21 protein-coding genes and 1 pseudogene are annotated in these 21,566 nt (G+C 39.3%); 6 read left to right on the top strand and 16 right to left on the bottom strand.

The genetic code is table 11. From position 1 onward, the window contains the following. Window positions 1–66: 66 nt before the first annotated feature. From M2265_RS17880 to M2265_RS17870, 3 genes are all read left to right on the top strand, one after another. On the top strand, window positions 67–642 hold the full coding sequence (locus M2265_RS17880) for a Crp/Fnr family transcriptional regulator (protein ID WP_132769570.1): 576 nt from the start codon (window positions 67–69) through the stop codon (window positions 640–642). A gap of 73 nt (window positions 643–715) precedes the next feature. Beyond that, window positions 716–1,168, top strand: a complete 453-nt coding sequence (locus M2265_RS17875) for a carboxymuconolactone decarboxylase family protein (protein ID WP_132769572.1) — start codon at window positions 716–718, stop codon at window positions 1,166–1,168. 1,283 nt (window positions 1,169–2,451) lie between these two features. Beyond that, the gene (locus M2265_RS17870) at window positions 2,452–3,087 is read left to right on the top strand and encodes a TetR/AcrR family transcriptional regulator (RefSeq protein WP_132769574.1); all 636 of its coding nucleotides are present in this window, start codon (window positions 2,452–2,454) and stop codon (window positions 3,085–3,087) included. Here M2265_RS17870 and M2265_RS17865 read toward each other — a convergent pair. Beyond that, a complete protein-coding gene (locus M2265_RS17865) occupies window positions 3,061–3,216 on the bottom strand; it encodes a hypothetical protein (protein WP_165905870.1) in 156 nt (51 codons plus the stop codon). The genes M2265_RS17870 and M2265_RS17865 overlap by 27 nt on opposite strands. A gap of 47 nt (window positions 3,217–3,263) precedes the next feature. On the opposite strand from M2265_RS17865, the gene M2265_RS17860 reads away from it, so the two are divergent. Genes M2265_RS17860 through M2265_RS17850 form a run of 3 tightly spaced genes read left to right on the top strand, consistent with a single transcriptional unit; the run spans window position 3,264 to window position 6,018 of the window. Next, window positions 3,264–3,806, top strand: coding sequence for a hypothetical protein (locus tag M2265_RS17860; protein WP_132769576.1), 543 nt, complete (start codon window positions 3,264–3,266; stop codon window positions 3,804–3,806). Between the two features lie 30 nt (window positions 3,807–3,836). Then, on the top strand, window positions 3,837–4,634 hold the full coding sequence (locus M2265_RS17855) for a hypothetical protein (protein ID WP_264599359.1): 798 nt from the start codon (window positions 3,837–3,839) through the stop codon (window positions 4,632–4,634). Beyond that, entirely contained in the window at window positions 4,609–6,018 is a 1,410-nt protein-coding gene (locus M2265_RS17850; RefSeq protein WP_132769580.1) for a hypothetical protein, read from the top strand. The genes M2265_RS17855 and M2265_RS17850 overlap by 26 nt, the downstream gene beginning before the upstream one ends. Here M2265_RS17850 and M2265_RS17845 read toward each other — a convergent pair. From M2265_RS17845 to M2265_RS17775, 15 genes and pseudogenes are all read right to left on the bottom strand, one after another. After that, window positions 6,015–8,837, bottom strand: coding sequence for a collagen binding domain-containing protein (locus M2265_RS17845; RefSeq protein ID WP_132769581.1), 2,823 nt, complete (start codon window positions 8,835–8,837; stop codon window positions 6,015–6,017). The genes M2265_RS17850 and M2265_RS17845 overlap by 4 nt on opposite strands. A gap of 89 nt (window positions 8,838–8,926) precedes the next feature. Beyond that, entirely contained in the window at window positions 8,927–9,544 is a 618-nt protein-coding gene (locus tag M2265_RS17840; RefSeq protein ID WP_132769583.1) for a LuxR C-terminal-related transcriptional regulator, read from the bottom strand. A 390-nt stretch (window positions 9,545–9,934) separates the two neighbouring features. Beyond that, a complete protein-coding gene (locus tag M2265_RS17835; RefSeq protein ID WP_132769585.1) occupies window positions 9,935–10,393 on the bottom strand; it encodes an urease accessory protein UreE in 459 nt (152 codons plus the stop codon). Window positions 10,394–10,474: 81 nt separating this feature from the next. Then, window positions 10,475–10,828 (bottom strand): hydrogenase maturation nickel metallochaperone HypA, encoded by a 354-nt coding sequence (locus M2265_RS17830; protein WP_132769587.1) that lies wholly within the window; start codon window positions 10,826–10,828, stop codon window positions 10,475–10,477. After that, window positions 10,821–11,774 (bottom strand): urease accessory protein UreD, encoded by a 954-nt coding sequence (locus M2265_RS17825; RefSeq protein WP_132769589.1) that lies wholly within the window; start codon window positions 11,772–11,774, stop codon window positions 10,821–10,823. The genes M2265_RS17830 and M2265_RS17825 overlap by 8 nt, the downstream gene beginning before the upstream one ends. Window positions 11,775–11,781: 7 nt before the next feature. Further along, window positions 11,782–12,396: an urease accessory protein UreG gene (gene ureG, locus M2265_RS17820; RefSeq protein ID WP_132769591.1), complete on the bottom strand. Its 615-nt coding sequence runs from the start codon at window positions 12,394–12,396 to the stop codon at window positions 11,782–11,784. 4 nt (window positions 12,397–12,400) lie between these two features. After that, window positions 12,401–13,087 carry an urease accessory protein UreF gene (locus M2265_RS17815; protein WP_132769593.1) on the bottom strand — a complete coding sequence of 229 codons (687 nt, stop codon included), beginning with the start codon at window positions 13,085–13,087 and terminating at the stop codon, window positions 12,401–12,403. A gap of 7 nt (window positions 13,088–13,094) precedes the next feature. Then, window positions 13,095–13,580, bottom strand: a complete 486-nt coding sequence (locus M2265_RS17810; protein WP_132769595.1) for an urease accessory protein UreE — start codon at window positions 13,578–13,580, stop codon at window positions 13,095–13,097. 14 nt (window positions 13,581–13,594) lie between these two features. Beyond that, a complete protein-coding gene (gene ureC, locus M2265_RS17805; protein ID WP_132769597.1) occupies window positions 13,595–15,445 on the bottom strand; it encodes an urease subunit alpha in 1,851 nt (616 codons plus the stop codon). 77 nt (window positions 15,446–15,522) lie between these two features. After that, window positions 15,523–15,819: pseudogene (gene ureB, locus M2265_RS17800) on the bottom strand (urease subunit beta); the annotation flags it as partial. 18 nt (window positions 15,820–15,837) lie between these two features. Next, a complete protein-coding gene (gene ureA / locus M2265_RS17795) occupies window positions 15,838–16,140 on the bottom strand; it encodes an urease subunit gamma (protein ID WP_132769601.1) in 303 nt (100 codons plus the stop codon). Between the two features lie 115 nt (window positions 16,141–16,255). Beyond that, window positions 16,256–17,458 carry a porin gene (locus M2265_RS17790; protein WP_132769603.1) on the bottom strand — a complete coding sequence of 401 codons (1,203 nt, stop codon included), beginning with the start codon at window positions 17,456–17,458 and terminating at the stop codon, window positions 16,256–16,258. A 337-nt stretch (window positions 17,459–17,795) separates the two neighbouring features. Beyond that, the gene (locus M2265_RS17785; protein ID WP_132769605.1) at window positions 17,796–18,758 is read right to left on the bottom strand and encodes a glycoside hydrolase family 43 protein; all 963 of its coding nucleotides are present in this window, start codon (window positions 18,756–18,758) and stop codon (window positions 17,796–17,798) included. 195 nt (window positions 18,759–18,953) lie between these two features. Continuing rightward, window positions 18,954–19,910 carry an ornithine cyclodeaminase family protein gene (locus M2265_RS17780; protein WP_132769607.1) on the bottom strand — a complete coding sequence of 319 codons (957 nt, stop codon included), beginning with the start codon at window positions 19,908–19,910 and terminating at the stop codon, window positions 18,954–18,956. 226 nt (window positions 19,911–20,136) lie between these two features. After that, window positions 20,137–21,504 (bottom strand): DUF6055 domain-containing protein, encoded by a 1,368-nt coding sequence (locus M2265_RS17775; RefSeq protein ID WP_132769609.1) that lies wholly within the window; start codon window positions 21,502–21,504, stop codon window positions 20,137–20,139. Window positions 21,505–21,566 lie beyond the last annotated feature (62 nt).

Raw genomic sequence — 21,566 nt, 5'->3', positions numbered from 1 at the left:
TTTCTATCGGGGAGCAAGAGTACATATTTAAATTCCTAACTTTAGTATAAAATCTATAAGCATACCATGTCGGAGTTATTCAGAAAACATTTAGAAAAATTCGTCACGATTGATGATGAGACATTTCATGAAATATTGAAGTATTTTAACACAAAACAGGTCGCCAAAAAAGAAAATTTACTGCAGGAAGGACAAGTTTGCAAGCATCATTATTTTGTTGTTCATGGTTTACTCCGTAAATTCTTTATCAATGAAAAAGGTACCGAACAAACAACAGAATTTGCTATCGAAACCTGGTGGCTCACCGATAATATTGCATATGAACATAAACAACCGACGTCCTGTTACATTCAAGCAGTAGAAAAAACGCAAGTGCTATATATAGATCAGGAATGTCAAGAAAAACTTTTAGCTGCATTTCCGGTTATGGAACGCTATTTTCGATTTATCTATCAAAGAGCATATGCCGCCGCACAGTTGCGCGTACACTATCTTTTTTCATTATCTAAAGAGGAGTTTTATTTAAGTTTGGCGCATAAACACCCTGAATTTGTACAAAGAGTACCTCAATATCTTATTGCCTCTTTTCTTGGTTTTACGCCAGAATATTTAAGTGAAATCCGGAAGAAAAGTGTTTCTTAAACCAGTTTAACTTTTTAAAATTTTACAATACCCATTTTTGTACTGTTAACAATAAATATTAAAAAATAAAACTATGCAAAATCGTATTAATATCGGTTCGGTAGAACCCAATGCATTAAAGGCAATGATGGGCCTTGAAACGTATATCTCTCAAGCTCCGATTTCAAAATCGCTAAAAGAGCTTATTAAAATTCGTGCTTCTCAAATTAATGGATGTGCTTATTGCATCGATATGCACACCAAGGATGCGTTGAAAAACGGAGAAACAAACCAACGTATTTTTCTGCTAAGTGCATGGCATGAAACACATGATATTTTTACCAAAGAGGAAAAGGTAGTGCTAAAAATTACAGAAGAAGTAACACTAATCCATAAAAACGGATTAACTGACGAAACCTACGACAAAGCTTTAAAGTTCTTTTCCGATAATCAGATCGCTCAAATCATCATGGCAGTTGTAGTGATTAATGCCTGGAACAGAATTGCAATCAGTGGCCATCTAAAAATCGAAGAAGCCCACGGATAAAGCTCTTTAAAAGAAACCGTATATTTTCTTATCTACGGTTTCTTTCCAACTCACTTACCTTCTCAACTATTAACATCTTAACTTGCTAACCTCTTAGCAAGTGACACAATAATCCAGCGACGTAGTAAATTGTTAAAACCTACTCACCACATATGTTTCTAACATTTAAACAAGTATACAGTCTCCTTCGAAACACTTATTCACACATTTCAACACGTTTTCCACATTTTGTTAACAACACAGAAAGACAAAATGGAAATTTGCACTAAAACAACCTCAAAAAACCGCTTTACACAGTTTTACTGACAATATGTGGAGAAAGTAATTAACATTGTTAGCTCAATAATGTTAATTAACAAAAATTCAATTTCTATCAACAAGATATGCACTTATGAACATAAAACGCAGATAAAAGACGAGATTCAAACTATTTACACCGAACACCAAACTTCAATTTATTGAGTTATCAACATGTTATCCACACATTAACGATATTTAATTACTGAAAAATTTGAATTCGTCAAAAATATGCGCAAATAACACTAAAATCGAACATTGTGAATATCATGTGGAAAAAGTAATCCACACCTATTCAACATCTAATTTCATTCACACAAAAACAACTATTACTCACAATATGTGGATATCTTGGTATTTATCATTTACAATTAAAGGTTCTCAAAATTATTTATCACCTGTATCGTACAATTTTTCCACTTATATTAACATGTTATCCACATTTTATAAACATCCTTTATAAAACAAAAATAACGGTATTCAAAAAAATGAAAATTAGGGGTCAATTAACCATTTTGTGAACAGCATGTGGAAAAAGTAATTAACATTACTAAATAGTGTATTCTGCCCAGCTATAAGATGTATAAAATTTAAAAAAGAAATTTTCAACTAATAGCAACGTATACCCGATATAAGGTTAGTATAATCCAAAAATAAAATCGAATGCATTTTTTTTAAAGCATGATGATCGGGATAAAATAAGCAATCACTAAAAAAACAGGTCGGTAAAAAGAATTTATTGTGCTTATGGATCGGGGTCGACAATCGAAATTATCTCAAATAAAGGATAATTCTGATTGAATTACAATAATTTTTAAAAACATCAAGATTCATGTTGCCACATATAAACCGCCTTATTTATGCCAACAGACGCTTTTACGAGAATTTAAACGCTTTAAGTCAAAAAAAATTAGCCATTGGTTAACTTTTCTACAGATAAAATACTTATATTGCATAGCTATATGTTGATGACCTAAGATATTTCAATGGCTAGAAAAACTTACCAAGGAGAAAAAAACAACAAAAGTAGAACGATGAATAAGCTGATTCAAGCTGTTGGAATTGTTCTGAAACAAAAAGGATATACTGGATTAACCGTGAGCAACATTACGGCCGAAGCTGGTGTAGATAGAAAACTCGTCTCTGTTTATTTTGGTTCCGTAAACAATCTCATTGAAACCTATATTAAAGGAAAAAATTATTGGGATACCATTAACGAAAGTGCGATAAACCTTTTAACTACTGCTTCTGAAACAAGTACACGCCTCATTCTTGAAAATCTATTATTGACTCAACTTGAACATTTCACGAACGACGAAGAAATGCAAAAAGTTGTGCTCTGGCAGATTAGTGAAAATACAGAGCTCATGGCTCACGTAACAGCAAACAGAGAGGAAATTTACCCCTTGCTTTTTCCCAAAGCCGATCAGGAACTAAAAGATCAACAAGTAGATCTAAGAGCGATTTCCAGTATCTTGGTTGCCGGCATTTATTATCTTGTCCTGCATACCAAAACAACTAATAGCACATTTTGCGAAATAGACCTCACAACAGACCAAGGAATGGGAAGAATTAAAACAACAATTAAAAAAATATTAGAAGATACCTATAGCATAGTTTAGCGTGGCCAAGTCACGAAGTGACGGAGCAGAACCCGAACTTTCCAACCTACTCACGCTCCAACGACCTAACAGTATCACGTTCTTTATAACATCATTATGTGACTTCATTACATTGGATATACCTCTCATAATCACTAATTTTAATCAGTGTTAAGCATATAATAATTATGAGAATTATGAAAAAGAACCTAATATTATCTTTATTTGCCCTGGTCGCGCTATGTCTGGGACAACAAGCCAAAGCTCAAGTATCAGTTAGTACTGCCCCTGTAACGGTCAACATTGATTTGCAGGCAGCCGTCCTGTCCATTGCTTTAGATGCAGCACCAACGGTCAACTTTGTTTATGGAACAGCAGCAGAATATACGGCTTCCAAAACAGTTACAAAACCAGGACATCTCACGGTGATCAGTAATAAACCTTATGATTTAGCAGTAAGTGCCGACGGGCTATTTACCTCTTCAAACTCAACTAATACCACAAATCTTCCTGCGCTGGGCATAGTGGGCATAACCGTTGATGCCGCAACCCTACATGGAGGAACTCTGACTCCCATAACGGCACTAACACAGGTTGATCAAGAATTTATATCGGCGGCCAATGCAGAAATAAATGCAGTTTATAATATCAGCTATACTATAGCAGATCCAAGTTCATTAATTTCTTTACCTTTAGAGGTTTATACCACAACGGTAACGTATACCGCAACACAATTGTAAACAAATCAGTAGCACACTTTATCTTAATCTGTGAAATTTTATTTAACGCTAGTTTTTCTATACCTAAATACCCTGACCTATGCTCAGGGTATTTCTGTTTCGCCTTCCCGTATTTTTTTTAAGGGAGAGCCTGGGCAGACAGTCAGTCAAACCATTTCCTTTAGCAACACCTCAACATCCGAATTCTATTTTGTAGCAAATATGAAAGACTGGGATCGTGATTCCTTAGGTGTCAAAAAATATTACCCTATAGGCCAGCGCAAGCAATCCAATGCCACATGGTTATTGCTATCGGAAAACTCTTTCCGATTAGCACCGGGCGAGACTAAAAATATCAATCTCAACATGACCATTCCGCATGAAGCCCCCTCGCTTGTATTAACCAATAGCATGCTATTTTTCACACAGGTAAAAGAACAGAAAGGTGAACTTCAAAAGGGCGTGAACATGAACGTCCTCCTTGAAATGGGCATCCAGATTTATCATGTCCCTACTGGCCTGCCAACTGGAGATCTGGAATTTTTAGCTTTTGAAGATAAAGGTCTCATCACGCCGGAAGGCGGCAATAGCGTCCGGAAAATGCTTGTTAAAGTGAAAAACACGGGTCAGATCAATAAAGATGCTTACGTTCGTTTCGAACTGACCAATATCGAGACTGGAGAAGAGGTCCCGGTCAAATCAATTGCAATAGCAATGTTACCCGAGGCAGAACAATGGATTCAACTGGATTTACCAGCAACACTCAAAGGACGCTACCTCGCTGTAGCTATCCTAGATGCCGGAACTCAATATGACTTGAAAATTGCAGAAAAAGAAATTACATATTAAGAGCGCCCTCACACTAGCAGCAAGCCTGTACACCATACATGTACAGGCTCAAATCAATGTGAATCTACCAGCAGCAAATATCACCGCAAGAACAGATTATCAACAAAATTTCACATCCGGCACCTATACATCTGCACTCGGCCTATTACCTACAATCGGTGTCAAGTCCAATACCGCTAATTTCAGTAATACGCTTGGAGGTAATGGTCCTGCTCCACTCAATTTGGCACATATCAAGCTGGTCTCTATTAATAATCTCACGGTTCTGGGTACTTTTACAGAAATTGCACTTTCCACGACCAATCAAAATATATTTGCAGCAGTTGCCAGTGTTGCTTCCGGCACTGTCCTCAACAACTTACGCTTGGCCACAGCTGGCTTCACTTGGGTGGCAGGAACATATACTGCTGAGCTGTTTTTTTTAGCTCCCGGTCTTTTAGGAGGGAATGTGATCACTCCAGCAACGCATACGATGAATATTATTGTTCCTTCTTTTATAACGCCATTAACCACCGCAGGAACGACCAGCATTTTAGTTAACAATTTGAGTTTTTATCGTACACCCGCAGGTATTAGTTCAAGTAAAGCCATTAATCTTACAAACACCGTAAATTATAGACCAAGTTTACAGACAGGTAATTCAAATTTCAGTTTTAGCACCACATTGCCGTACAATAGCCTGCCGGTCACTCCTGTTTCTTCAGTGGCAACCACTCTAACGGCAATCCCTACAGCAACGCCTATAACACTATCAACCACAGTTCAGGGATTAACTCCTGCTGCTGGACTTGCTGTACCTACGAATAATTCGCAGACACTGAATTACGCATTCTCAATTGATGCGACAAAACTTAAAGCGGGATTTTTACAGGCAGGAACCTATTCAGTACCGATCACTTACACCTGGAACAAGCCAACTGCTACCTATCCTACAGGAACTTTACAAGCGCAGGGTGTTGGCAGTCTGGAGGTTGTGGTCAGCGATCTAAGTGAAATAATAGCAAACCAATCAACAGTTAACTTAACCTTTTCAACAGCTAGTCATTACCAGAACGGTGTTAACCAAGATATGCCAGCGCACTTAAAATTGAGTAAAACCACGCCTTATAACGTGTATGTAAGAGCCACTTCGGCAAACTTTGCCTCTGGAGTTAATAGCGTTCCACTAAATGTCATGCGGATAGGGCCGATGCCAGGTCAAACCGGTATGCAGACCGTAACCTTGTCTGCCACCGCGCAGCAACTTATTAATGGAGCTGACCCTGTAATCGACAGATCCTTAAATATCAGATACAGCATTCCTGCATCAGAAACTTCAAAATTGCTCAACAAACCGGCAGGAACATATACAACGAATATCATCTTTAGTTTTGTGGCTCCTTAAAAACGTTTAATACCCACTTTTCTACGCTCATCTTTATAATTAAAATCTTGGAGATAAACGGTTCCTTTTTCACTTAGATCAATTTCCTGATTCGGATTTTCAATCGAAAAGGGCATACCTGCCGTCGGTATTGTTACATTGTAATTCCCCAATGGCAGGAAAAAGGTAAAGTTGCCATCAGCATCACTCAATGTCGTGAACGTATTACTTTCCTTATCGACTGCATTAATCCGAATACCGGATAGCTCCGGATTTGTTTGCAGGTATTTACCTGCTATAGGCTTAATCCTACCTTTTAAAATTCGTGTTTTCACCAAAGGAATAGCTAGCCGTTGATTTTTTGTTAGAACAATACTGATGGGTCCCTGAGCTACCCAGCCTTGATTATTTTCAACAAGGACAGCATATGAACCCTTAGCCATATTTAAAAATTTCACCCGTCCTTTTCCATCGGTACTCGCTACATCTTCGGCAATTTTAACCACAACTGCTTCGGGAGTTGCTTCATCAGGATCTTTAACGCCATTTTTATTCTTGTCGTCAAAAAAAGACAACTGCAACATATGTCCTTTCGCACTATTAAATTTGGAAAATTTCTTTTCAATACCTACTCGAAACTGTCGATTATTAAACGATATGGTTTCTACAGCATTTGCCTCAGATAGATAATTGAGAGGAAGGCGGTTGCGCATAAAATTATAAAAGATGTCAGCAGTGAGACTCCAGTTCCCTTTTAAATGCCATTTGGCATTTCCGTTAACCGATAAATTATTACTTCGGGAAAATCCATAATAGCTGTACATACCCGCGACCTGTGCCTGCAGCGTTCCCTTAAAACTATTGATCTGCATATTGGGTCCAAAAGAATAAATTCTAAAATTTGCATCCGATGCCGTAGCAAGCAAATCGTTTAAGTAGTAAGGATTTATTTGGATATAGGTATTAAAACCGATAAACCGATATCCATAGGTACCCGTCACACGTAACGAATGAAAGGGAGAAAGCGGCTTATTGGAAGTATTCTTATACGTATAGCCATAATCTGTGCGCAGGGAAAACCGATGTCCCGTACTAAAAAAATTGATATCACCAATTCCTCTAATGGCATTTGATTTCCAATTTGCAGGACCGATACCTGGAATTCCAAAGCCTTGATAATCCACTTCCTGAAAAATAAAATAAGGCCTAAAATCCAGTTGAAATTTGCCCAGACCAGTATGATAACCAAGCTCATAAATCTGGATCCGACTAGGATTATTAATGTAATAATCTTTATACCTTTCCTGAAATTCGGGATTATTATCCAGATAACTGATCCGGGCAGCGATACTTTGATTATTTTCTAACACCTTACTGATCCGGGTATCACTCTGTATTAAACCCCTCCGCAAACCGGTATAATAGGGAGAGCTGTAATAATTCATACTCATTATCTGATACTGTTCTGTGCTATAGTTATAATTAATGCCCATGGCAAAAGCATGCTTGCTTCCATTATAATCTGTACGCTCCAAACTGTACCCTCCTTCCAGCCCCAATTGTTGCTGTGCATTGAACCGGACTGCAGTCTTTCCGCTTACCTGATCGCTCTTGATCTCACGATAACTGTGTTCACGATGTAAATAGGTGAGGTAACTTTCCTGATTATCCTCCGATAGAACAGCATAATTAGCTCCGATAATTTTCGCTCCAGGAATCAAATTATGCAGCTGACTGAATAGCATATAATTATTTTCGACTCCATAGAGACTGATCGAGCGATTTTTACTAAATTTATAACTCGCTTTAACTCCTCTTCCACTAATCGTCTGATCCAGATTTTCATAAATATTCCCGACTTTAATGCCCCAGTCTTTATCTTGATAATCGATATAGGTGTCATAAGCATTTAACGCCTTTTGTTCCTGATAATAATCGATATTCAGTCTGTAGTTCAGATTTTTGTTTTCTTCGAGCTCCAGATCTCCATAAGCCTGAAACTGATAAATAGAATTTCCTTGTCCCAAACTGAGGTACTGCAAGGCGACCGTATTGTTATTAAAATCATTTTCAAGATTGTTAATAGCTCCAAACCGCTTAACACTTCCAACCCGCATAATTCGGACACGACTAGCCGCTAAGATTCGACCCTCTTCATCAATCCCTTGCATGACAAAGTCAAAATCCTGAAAACTACTTTTATACCGCATAGTAGCCGTCAAAGGAAGTAGTGTCTGCCCTCCGGGCTGTAAGGTAACCTGCATAACGTCTCCGGTAATGGTAAAGCCTTGAGGATAGCCTGAAAAAAGAAGCTTAAATGTAATCGGTACAAGTCCAAAATTTGATGCCTGCACGAGCAACTGTACCTGATTGGTGGAAAGATCCAAATAATACGCTGGCTGTTCCGTTTGTAACACAAGTGTTTTTTCATCATTCAATTTGATGAAAAAAGATACCGGTTTGGGTAAACGGATGGATTGATCATCACTAGAAAAACCGATTGAAAAAGATTGATGATTACTTTTTAAGATATTCCGATCACCCATATACTTTAATGGGTAGCTTTTTTGCTCCCGAGCTTGTAATATAATTCGCTGCGGCAGCTTTATTAATCCCGATAAAGACATCGTCTCAACAGCTGAAGGGATCAGTTCGATGGTTTTATCCGTTAAATTACAGATACTGATTTTATTAGAAAATGTCTGACCTCCTGTTACGCTTACTGTATCCTGATCAAAGCTTATGGCCACATCAGCAACCTGTTGACTTTTCGCTTCGGATAAGAAAACACATGAGCAACACATCAGAAACAAGAAACTCCACAGACATTTTATGCGCATATCAGGAAATTCAAATTATAACAAAAATCAGTCTTAATTCGGTCAGTGAGAAATATATAAAGTCACATCTTCATGTTACGAAATAATCTCTACATCGACAATTGCGCAATCAGTTCGCCTTTACTGTTGATATTTAATTTTCGATATACACGTTTGATATAAATACGTACCGTATCTAATGATATTTTATATTCTTCAGCAATCAGCTTATAACTCAATCCTTCAACGATACCATTGGCTACTTGAAGCTCACGCGCCGTGAGCAGATCTTCGTATTTTTTTGAACTAAAAGCCTGGTTGATCAGTGCCCTATTGATAGTAGGACTGATAAAAGAACCTTGATTAAGCGTAATAAGTATGGCATGCACAAGATCCTGCATACACGTACCCTTCAGCAGATAACTGACGGCTCCGTTTCGAAAACATTTACGAACAATTTTTACATCCGTTAGATTAGTCAATATGATCACCTCAGACATTGGAAAAAGCTTTTTTACTTTTTCCATGATCAAGGTATCTTGGTGTTCAATATCGAGCAGCAACACATCAGGAACTGGAGATTTTTCCTCCCGGGTTAAATTGCAGTATTCCAAATCAAAAAGAATTGTTATAGGAATAGCGGTGCCACCCAACGTGTGTGTCACAAGAATACGCTTAATAGCCTCTCGAGTATGTGCGTTGTTATCAATAATTCCCACTTTAATCATAATACAGTTGTACTTAAAATTTAGGTGATCGGTTTATAAAAATATTCAAAACTTAAACTTGTTATTGAACATCTATACTATTGATTAAAGATAACTTTTTATAAGGATAAAATAGTTCATTTTTTTCAATATTAAGTATAAATACTGCTGTCATATCAGTATTTCCGCAAACTAATTCTTCAGAAGTAAAGAATTACTTAACTTATAATCAGTAAATATCAATCATTTGCCTGAGCAACAAATGAAAACTTTAAACGGAAAGAATCTTAACTATTAACTTTCTATTTTCCAACCTCACATAAAGTGACCTGATACGAAAGTAACGGCTGGGGATGGTAAGCGGAGGGAGAGCTTAACATCATGTAGATAGCAGTCAGGCCATTTGACCTTCTAACTTAATAACCATGATGCGCCAAACGCCTGTAAAGTAGAGGCTGGTGAAAGTGTGCGCGTTTCTATAACAACATTGTTGCCATATTGCCCTTTTAATGCTGGATAGAGCTGTCCATCATACGCAAGTGCTAGCCCATCATCAAACCAAAATAGAGGTAAATGCCGATTGCCAACATCAAAACAAAAATGACCGATAGCATTAAGATCTGTAGATTTAAGAACGATACAAGCACATGGTTTGATATATATCTGTATGGCGACCTCTGGAGAAGAATACACAAACTCTCCATCATCAAGAGCAGTACCGCCTGTCCGATGGAGGCGCACAAATCGGCCATCCCTTGTCTCACGACTCAAAACAGTCTTGTTGACTTCATACCAGTCAATCGCCAGTAGGTCTATGACCAAAGGATCAATTTCAGATGGAGTGATTAAATTTCTTTCTATAACAAGCATATCATATCGGATAAACAGATCGCAATTTTTAAGATTTTTCCCTTAATCAAGACGGACATCTATTTTTTATATCATTGATTTTTAATGACCAGTTTTATTATTAAACAGCACCTTACTGATGCGCAGTTCCTCCCCCTGTATAATCTGGTCAGAGGGCTGTCCACAAGTACATACAAACCGGTGATAATGTACTTCAAAATTCATTGCACATACTTTGCAGTAAGCAATGATGGGTAATAATTTAACCTCGAGCTCCAGATCCTGAAACAACGCTTCATCAAGCACGTAGGCTTCAAAAGCATTCTGAATCAGGATAGGCTGAATATTACATAACAATCCAGCCTCTATCTCCACTTTGATAATATCTTGCATCCGCCCCGGATAAGCTTCCTCCAAGGTGCTAAAGATATCCCTTACGATCGATAGCTCATGCATCCACAACCTCCTTTTTTTTCGTCTTAGGACGAGCCTTAACCGCATTCGTTTTTTTAAGAGCAGGTCGTTTTTTCACCTCTTTAACAACCGGTACTGGAGCAACTTCCTTAGTACTTTCCTCAAGTTGATCTTCAGCAATACCTGCAAGTCTAGACTCTTCCTTGATATGTTGTGTAAAATCCCAGCACAATTGTCCGAGCATACCCATAAAATCGTAAAGCAGCTCGCCATCATTTCCTAAAGCCCGCAACATGACAATATCATCCGCAGCTTTTGTGAAACCGTATGTAATATCACTGTAATCCAAAGTCATAATTTCATCCAGCTCTTCCTTCAGTTCTTTCGCAAATAGGGCTGAAAAAATAAAAGTTGCCTGATGCGTATATCCTTCAAAGAATAACAGGCCTGTTATCGGTTGTTTTGCAGGTGACAGGAACTGGTTGTCCATCAGGATCAGCTTGTTGTTGCGGTATATCTTCGTCGTACTGTGTAGGCTGTTGAACAAAAAAGCCTCATTCATGTGTATACGCCCAGCACCGACAACATCCGCCCAGATCAAAACTGCATTACCTTCAAGATAGACACTGTTTTCATTTTTAAATATCGAATCCTTAAAAGGAGTAACTGGATGTGGAATATAATGAAAGACCGCGTCGTGTGCGATACGTGCAACAGTTGTCTGTCGGGCTCCGCGTTTCATCGGATGAAGTTTATTGAAAGACTGTGTAAAAAGCTTCAATTGCGTGTCAGCTTTCATATTGATCTCAATATCCAAAGTATCATCATCCATAATACCGGGAGAAGCACTCATGATAATCATTTCCAGATGCTCCTGTAGCTTTGGGGCACCATAATGTGTGAGCTTATAAGGAGCATTGTGACAGCTTTCTTTCAATACACTATAGGTTCCCTCTTTAGCTACGTTTAGCTGAATTACACTTTCCATCTTATTCTTATTGCTCTAACAATGCATATTTTTTCAACCAGCCTTTTACATCTTCCAATCCTTCCAAGGTCATGAGGTTTGTAAAAATAAAAGGTCTTTCGCCACGCATGCGTAAGGTATCCTGACGCATCACTTCCAGATCGGCATGTACATAAGGAGCCAGATCGATTTTATTAATGATCAATAAGTCGGAACGTGTAATACCCGGACCGCCTTTACGGGGCATTTTTTCTCCTTCACCTACATCGATGACGAAAATACTGACATCAGCAAGATCTGGGCTAAAAGTAGAAGTCAGATTATCACCTCCACTCTCCACAAAGATCAGTTCCGTATCCGGAAAACGGGTGGCCAGTTCCTCCACTGCTTCAATATTCATCGATGCATCTTCACGGATCGCGGTATGCGGACAACCGCCTGTTTCCACTCCGATAATACGTTCTGCCGGAAGAGCCGAATTTTTTTGAAGAAATTGCGCATCTTCACGCGTATAGATGTCATTTGTCACAACACATATGCTGTAATTAGTAGACATCGATCTTACCAGTCGTTCAATCAAGGCAGTTTTACCAGACCCTACAGGTCCGCCTACGCCTACCTTGACGTAGTTTCTTGTTTCCATATGATTATGAAATATAAATTCGTGTATATAATTTTTCGTGCTGCATACAGCGTATATCTTGCGCCACGCAGCAATTACCGATAAGCCCCTCATCCATATTCGGTTGCTCAGCAACCAAACGGTTAATTAAAGGCTGAAGTTTAAAAAGAATCTGTTGTGCATCCATCTGACTGATCGGAACAAGTTTCGCACAGTTGGTCATCATGCCGTTAAGTGCATTATAGTAAAATGCACTGAGCGCATCCTGATAGCTTATTTTTAACGCATGCGCATACATGGCGAATGCTAACGCATAATGACCATGCAGCTCATTGCTGCTGATCGACTGCAGGTAATTAGAACAGCGTTTTACAGGATGTAGTTTTTCCGTCAATTTCAAAAAGCGAATTCCAAGTTTCTTACTGGCTTCCCTTATTTCATAAGGCGCTTTTAGCACCGTAACCAGTTCATCAAGCGCTGCGATTTTCTGCTTAGAAGCACGCTTCACGCAGAGTGTCCAGGCCTTTGAAAAAAAAGCGGCGTCATTATAATAAAAATTATGCTCCAACATGGTTCTTGCATATTCTTCGGCAGATTTGCTATCCTTTACAATATCTTTTGTAATGTAGGTTTCCAATCCATATGAATGCGTAAATCCTCCAATAGGAAATACCGAGTCATTGATCTGCAACAGCGTTAATAATGGATTCATATGCTTGTTATAGTCCTAGTTTTATTTTCATTCTTCCTGAAGTATACTGATGGATCACCAGAGTACTCGTTTTTTCTATCACCCGCGTTTCGATCGTCGGCTCTAGCCCCCTACGGCAGAGCAGATCAAACAAAGGTTTTTCAAATGCTGTTATGACTTCTTGCCGATCGTTGATAAAAACGGGAACATGTCGATTTCCGATTTCAAAACAAGCGTAGGCCATCTGCTTTGGGCCATTTGCTCGAAATACAAGACAAGAACAGGGCAATATCTTGACCGCAATACAAAAACCAGCCTTTTCATCACGGTAGAGTACATCACCATCCGACAGTTGCCGGGAGGATAAATTTTTGAAACCGATTTCACGTCCCCCTACTGTAATTGCCCGAATGATTTTTTTTGTGGTGTCGAACCATTCCAACTGAAGGAAGTCCACCTCCAGTTGGAAGGATCCGCTAGCGATATTGCCCAAGATTGTTCTTGCCAGTAGCATAAATCCGATTTTCTTTAAAATAAGAAGAAACGTTGTGCCATTGGCACTTCATGTAGAGGTTCGCAGATGGCCAAAACACCATCTACCGACACTTCGTAAGTTTCTGGATTCACCTCGATATTTGGTGTTGCATCATTATGCACCATATCTTTTTTACGTACTGTACGGCAACCTTCTACCGGTAGACTCACACGTGACAAGTTTAATTTCGCGATGTTGCCATTTTCCAAAGAAACTTTGGAAACAAAGTTGAAACACAACTTCTGTAATGCTTTACCGTGCACTCCAAACATCGGGCGGTATAAAACGGGTTGCGGTGTAGGGATAGACGCATTGATATCACCCATTTTAGCACCCACAATCATACCCCCTTTAATGATCATTTCTGGCTTCACACCAAACATTGCAGGTTTCCATAATATCAAATCGGCAATCTTACCCGGTTCAACAGAACCGATGTATTGATCGATACCATGCGCTTTAGCAGGATTGATCGTATATTTAGAAACGTAACGCTTCACACGGAAGTTATCATTGTCTTTTCCTTTATCTTCCGCTAATGCACCACGCTGAATTTTCATCTTGTGTGCCGTCTGGAAAGTACGTGAAATTACCTCACCTACACGTCCCATCGCCTGGCTATCTGAACTCATAATCGAGAACACCCCCATATCCTGCAAAATATCTTCTGCCGCAATACTCTGTGGACGGATACGTGAATCGGCAAACGCCACATCTTCCTTCACGTTTTTATCCAAGTGATGACAAACCATCAACATATCCAAATGTTCTTCTACCGTATTTACTGTAAAAGGTTTTGTTGGATTGGTCGATGCTGGTAAAATATTAGGATACATCGCAATTTTGATGATATCCGGCGCGTGACCACCGCCCGCTCCTTCCGTGTGGAACGTATGGATCACACGGCCATCAATAGCCGCAACTGTATCTTCTAAGAATCCCGCCTCGTTCAGCGTATCCGTATGGATGGCAACTTGTACATCGTATTTATCCGCAACAGTAAGCGCGGCATCAATTGTCGCTGGAGTAGCACCCCAATCTTCGTGGATTTTCACCCCCAGTGCACCCGCTTCAATTTGCTCAATAATAGGTCCAGTAGTCGATATATTTCCTTTACCAAAAAAACCTACGTTGATCGGCAAGTTTTCAAAAGCTTCAAACATACGCTCCATATACCATTTACCAGAAGTCACCGTGGTCGCATTGGTACCATCAGCAGGACCGGTTCCACCACCAATAAAAGTGGTGACACCACTATAAAGTGCTGTTTCTACCTGTTGTGGCGAAATAAAATGGATGTGTGTATCAATACCACCTGCAGTTAAGATATGTCCCGCACCTCCATGCACCTCTGTAGACCCTCCGATCACCATGCCTTTCGTAATACCATCTTGAACATCCGGGTTACCCGCTTTACCTATACCCACGATCTTACCATCTTTAATACCGATATCACCTTTCACAATACCCCAGTGATCGATGATAATTACATTGGTGATACAGAAATCCAGTACATCTTCATCGCGCATCGCACGGGCAGATTGGCCCATACCATCACGGATTGTTTTACCGCCACCAAATTTATTTTCTTCACCATAAACACCAAAATCTTTCTCGATTTCAATGAAAAGCTCTGTATCTGCCAAACGCACCTTATCGCCCGTCGTTGGACCAAATAATGCAGCATATTTATCACGAGGGATATAAAGCTCCCCATCTATATACTTAACCGACGATTTATCTAAACCCAGTTTATCTAAACCAAGAGCGTCAAGTCCTACAATCGAACCTAAAGTACCCATTCCGACTACTTTAATCCACTCTCTTCTATTCCAACCTGCCATAACTATTTCGAATCTTTAAATTCCAATTTTTTCGCTTTCTCCAATGCGGCTTTCTTAACCTTTGGATCGGTATATTTACCGTTGGTCAAGCCATTAAACCCGTGGATCTCTTTATTACCTCCCATTTCGACCAAGATCACTTTCTTTTGTTCTCCGGGCTCAAAACGTACCGCTGTACTCGCAGGGATATTTAAACGCATTCCAAAACTTTCCTCACGGTCAAAAGACAACATTTTATTCACTTCAAAAAAATGATAATGAGAGCCAACCTGAATCGGGCGGTCACCTACATTTTTCACGGTAACACTTGTCGTTTTATAGCCGACATTCGCTTTTATTTCTCCTTTTTTAAGGATATATTCTCCTGGTATCATATCGTATACGCTATTAAATTAACGGATTGGGTTGTGAACCGTAACCAATTTCGTTCCGTCCGGAAAGGTTACTTCAATTTGTACATCGTGAATCATTTCCGGAACACCTTCCATCACCTGGGAACGCTTCAATAATGTCGTACCATACTGCATCAGTGATGCCACAGACTTACCGTCACGTGCTTCTTCCATAATCTGTCCGCTGATGTAAGCGATACATTCCGGATAGTTTAATTTTACCCCTCTTTTTAATCGCTTGGCAGCAAGTTCCCCTGCCAAGTGGAGCAAGAGCTTCTCTGTTTCTCTCGGTGTTAAATGCATATTGATTGATTTAAATTCAAAGCTTTTTATTAATAAAAACATCTTGGATATGTTCAATTACAGTAAGCATAGCATTACCTATCACCTGAACCCACCCTATCGATGTGTAAAAAATTTATAGTGCCGGTATCGTAAAATAAGTTCCTAATGTAAGGCGGTTAAACTGTTGTTGAGCGCGATCAAACTGACGATCAAAAGATACCGTATTGCCGACGTAACCCAGATAAAACCGTAAATCCTGTTTTTTAAACGGTTTATGCTGTAAAGCCGCAAAATAGGTCCAGTTTTGACGGAAATTAGCATCAATGTTTGCATCCTTATCCATTCCAGCTGTTTCATATGCTCCTTTCAGAGCAAGCTCCCATTTATCCGTAAGCATTCTATCGTAACGGACCACAATAGACTTGTAAGTCACATCCTGAGCCAGTACACGATCGGAATTCGTACGCGCATAAAAATCATTCATCGCAGCAGATGCGATCAAAGCATGATCTACCGCTAGATAACTATACTGCAGATCCACATACAGCATGTCTTTATCTGTTTTAAATTTATTAGCCAAAGAGATCCCGTGATTGGTTTTATTTTGAGCAAACTGCGAAATATTATAAGACCACTTTGTACTGATCTTTTTATTCCAGAACGATCCGATCCAGGTAGCATAAGCTCCAATTGGTGTCTTAGATGCTTTCAAGTCACCCATTGCATAACCGTTTTTGGTATGCAGATCCACAAAACTGTCGTTGATTGTATTATAAACCTGTACGTTTAGCGAGTGGTCAGGATTAGGCTCATACGAAAGCGTTCCCCCTACCACAAAAAGATTAAGAATACGGTCCACATAATCCGTGAACATAAATTCATAGATCGGATTATTTTCAAACTCGTAACTTCCGACCAAAGCACTTTGCTTTCCGGCAGTAACAGACCATTTATAATCCTTTCCAAATTTATATTTGATGTAAGCCATATCCAATGCCCGCGAAGCATTGTCCTGACTTGTAGGTGTAAACGGACGGTTTAAACGAAAACGAACACGATAAGAGAGTTGGTCATTATAATCACCGTGAAGCAAAATACGGGCTTCATCCAAATTAACTTTATTACTGCGCTCATTGTCGCCCATGGACTCAACATTTAATCCTGCGCGTAAAAGCACATCCAGTTTAAAAAGATCTGCACGGGCAGGTTCCTTGCTTTTCAAGGAGTCAGCCTCTTGTTCTATAAGCAATGCCGCAGGCCTCTCCTGTGCTGTGACCAGTAACGAGATAGCAGGGAAAAAAAATAACGTCGTCGCGATTAATGCTTTTATGTTCATGAGAATAACTTGTTTTTCAATAACAATGAAGATGCATGAGCATATGAAATGCTGCAGGATAACAGCGCACTCATGACATGTTCATTATCTGTACATTCGCACAAGTATATCACAAAGAGATAAAAATGTGATAAGAGCGAAATTAGAGCGAGATTAGAAAACTTAATCAATCTTTCCATTCGCTGTCTATACCCTCATTTTTCGACTATTTATTTGATTAAGAGCACAAATTGTTACAAAAAAGAGACAAAAATGTCTATAAATGCAGAATCCCGATAGCGTTGTTAGGCACTACCGGGATTCTATATTAGAAATTTCTTAATGAGGTTGCTTGAACTTACTTCAATTTATGCTTCACACCTTCGAAAGTCATTTTTACGGGATTAATATGACCATTCGCATCAAATGTCATCACATCGATACAAGTTTCTCTTTCATTCGCGCCCGTTTTTCCCAATGGTCTGCGGTGATAAACGATATAATATTGATCTTTATTTGGAATTTTAATTACCGAATGATGTCCCGCCCCAGTTGCGATTGTAGGATCCTGTTCCAAAATGGTACCGATTCGTTTAAAGGGACCAAAAGGAGAATCCGCAATAGCGTAGGCTACCTTATAATTCGGAAGACCCCAACCTCCCTCAGACCACATAAAGTAGTATTTATTATTGCGAATAAACATAAACGGACCTTCTACATAATTTTCAGGAGTTACCTCCTTATAGATCGTTCCATCATCAAAAGGAACTAAACTTTTAAAATCAGGGCTTAATTTGACCACATTACAATGTTGCCAGCCACCATAGAACATATAATATTGTCCATCTTTATCTTTAAAAACAAATTGATCAATAGGTTGTGCCCCATTCACAATATCATTAATTAACGGTTTCCCAAGCAGATCTTTATAAGGACCTTGTGGTTTGTCACCAACAGCTACGCCGATACCGCCAATTTCGCCTTTGTGTACATCATTCGCACCAAAAAATAAATAGTATTTCTTGTCTTTCTGAAAAACACTTGGTGCCCACATCGCTTTTTTAGCCCATTTTACTTCAGCCGTATCAATGATACGGTGATGTTTTTTCCAGGTGACAAAATCTTTTGATGAAAACGCATCAAAGAATATCTGATCTTCGTATCGCGCAGAATAGGTCGGAAAAACCCAATACTCATTGTTATATATAATACCTTCAGGATCGGCATACCAACCTGGAAATACAGGATTTTGTTGCGCATAGACAGGTTGTGAAATGTAGAGGACGAAGCCTGCAAGGAAATAAAAAAATATTTTCATCATTAAAAGGTTTTAGTAACCTTGAAAGTAGGAAATATAACTTAATATTCCAATTTATGGTCATACAAAATCTATCTAAAGAACTCATAATTTCGACAGAAATCCAAATCAACCTACTATGCTTCCCAAAGAATCAAAAAAGATTCTTTGCGGTATGATGACTGACTAAGTCCTACTCTTTTTCATTTTCTGAAATGATCAAACCGATGTCGTCTCCTTTCCCACATTCCTATACACGAGCAAAGCTGCCGCCAAATCTTCAATTGCCAATCCCGCCGATTTAAATAAAGTGATTTCATCTGATGATGATCTTCCCATAATTTCACCACAACAAAGTTCTTTGATATCACCTTTTATACTTGCAGGATCCAGTACACCTGTTGCAATGGGGATCGCAAGTTCTCCCGTCTCGTGGAGCGCTCCCGCGCGCGAATCCACAAAAATGCTACTTTTAAGAATGGCGCTATCATCTACTTCACGCGTTTTAGGCGTATGTGATCCAATCAGATCCAAGTGTGTTCCAGCCTTAATCCATTCCCCGTTTATCAAAGGTTCATGACTAAGCGTCGCACAGGAGATCACATCTGCCCTACGCACAGCCTCTTCCAGCTTATCGGCATACGCAACATTACGAAATCCCGCCTGCTGTAAGTTCAATACCAGATCTCCACCTTTCGATTCATTTCTTGTCCAGATCAAAATTTGGTCATACGCACGCACAGCCGAATGCGCTTGCACAAGATGTTGCGCAACTTTCCCTCCTCCGACAATCAGTAAGATTTTTGAATCATCTCGAGCTAAATAAGAAGCCGCTAAAGCAGAAGTACAGGCTGTTCTTCGGGAAGTCAACCCTGCCGCATCCATCTGTGCCAAAGGTTTTCCAGTGACTGCATCCAACAACGTATACAAGGCATGAATAGCCGGGAGGTTTTTTCTATGATTCTCGGGTGCAACAACAACCTGCTTGATTCCGATATAATTATCCGTCCACGAAGGCATCAAAATAAGCGTATTTTCAATTCCATCAGCATTTTGATAAAAATGATGATGCCGAACAGGCATCGTAAATGACGATTGAAAAATCTCGCGCAGCGCTTCGATCAATTTATCATATTTAAGTATAGCATCAATCGTTTCTTTATCAATAATTTTCATATGTTCAACAGCATTTGGTAAAACCATAAACATAACTAAAAATAAGGAAGTCCTATCCTTATAAACTACCCATTCATCACCGTTTTTTACCCAAAGTGTCGCATGTGTTAACCAGACACATGCGACACTTTGGATATATATCCAATCTTCATATTTTCTTTCATCTTAAATAAAGGAGATGATCGGACCATATAATGCCCCCAAGAAGCCATCACGAACAGCATAGCTACAGCATCTTTGCATCAACTGTCGCACCCTTTAACTTAATCGCATAAGGCCACTGCTCATCATTTTCATCTTTTCCATCCACAATATGAACCCTATGTTCCTCTGGAGCACCTGTCACAACTAGCCAGAGATTTGTGGTATTTTCAGGAACTGTAAAAGTAGATTTTCCGATTTTGGCACTAAGAACATCTCCATATATGCGCGTTCCATCTGCTTGATGAGCAACAAAACCATAGCGCCAACCTGCATTTTGAACATTTATAGCTCTATAACCAGCTGCACCAGCTATTCCTTTAAAATCTAACTCAACAGGCTTACCGGGTAAAAAAGAAGTTAGTTTGATACCATTATACCCATAATTTTGTGGAGCATGACTGGTGGCAATTTGTACCCATCCATCATCTGCAGCTACTAATTTCGTGATATGTTGATTGGCGTAGGGCTTGGCCACTTGAGCTATACGAGGCAAATCCCAGGTAATAAATTTTCTACTTGCATCAAAAATTTCATCATTGAATACTTTTTGATCAGTATGAGTCAACCTTTTATATGCTCTCACCGGATCTTCACCAGGAACTGCTTCACGCCATAGCCGTCCCATAAAGTCTGTTCCTCTTTTCGATGACCAATATTCTAGTACCTGAGCGGCATGATACATATTGGTCTCATGTAAAAATGCATAATGAGTTTTATCCATATAACTCTTTAAATGGTAATTTTCAAAGGTCATCCATTCAGGATATACTTGCCACAATAAATATTGCGCAGTCATTTCAAAAATGGAATGTCCTTGACTCCCTTCTACTGGTGAGGAGAAGGCCCAATTGCCATCGCATTTGGCCAAATATTGGAAACAATGTCCCATTTCATGGGCAACGGCACCAAAAGGCTTATATTGAAGACGAAGAGAAGAGGCCCACATGACACCAACTGAATCGGCTGCCCCACCGCCAAAAGCTGTTCCCTCGTCACCTCCAATGACAAAGAAAAGCAGCTTATATTGGTCTGATAATGAATTACCTCGTTGCACCATTTTGGTTACATCAAGGTAGTGGCCATAAAAACGCTCGCACTCCTGCAAAATAGCCTCAGGATCAAACCGCTTGGACGCTAGCGCGTGTTCTTGTGGACGCTCTCCGTATTCCTTAGCCCAAAATATAGCAATATTATCCGACTCTACTTTTCGGAAATGACTAAATTCACTCTCTTTATTATTATAATCGTTGTTTTCCGGTACTCGATATATTTGGGCAGGGAGATAAAGTTGCTTTCCCTTTTGTACCGGATCATGGGGGTAAGAACAAGCCTGATGTGCAAAAAGTAAGCTCCCCATCAATACGATGTAAAAAATTAATTTTGATTGCATTATGTATCTTATATTAATATACTTTTTTAACCGATCCAGTTGCCAAAGCAACTGGATTTTTG

This window comes from Sphingobacterium kitahiroshimense (assembly GCF_025961315.1).
Taxonomy (GTDB): domain Bacteria; phylum Bacteroidota; class Bacteroidia; order Sphingobacteriales; family Sphingobacteriaceae; genus Sphingobacterium; species Sphingobacterium anhuiense.
This window is presented reverse-complemented; position numbering and strand designations above follow the sequence as displayed.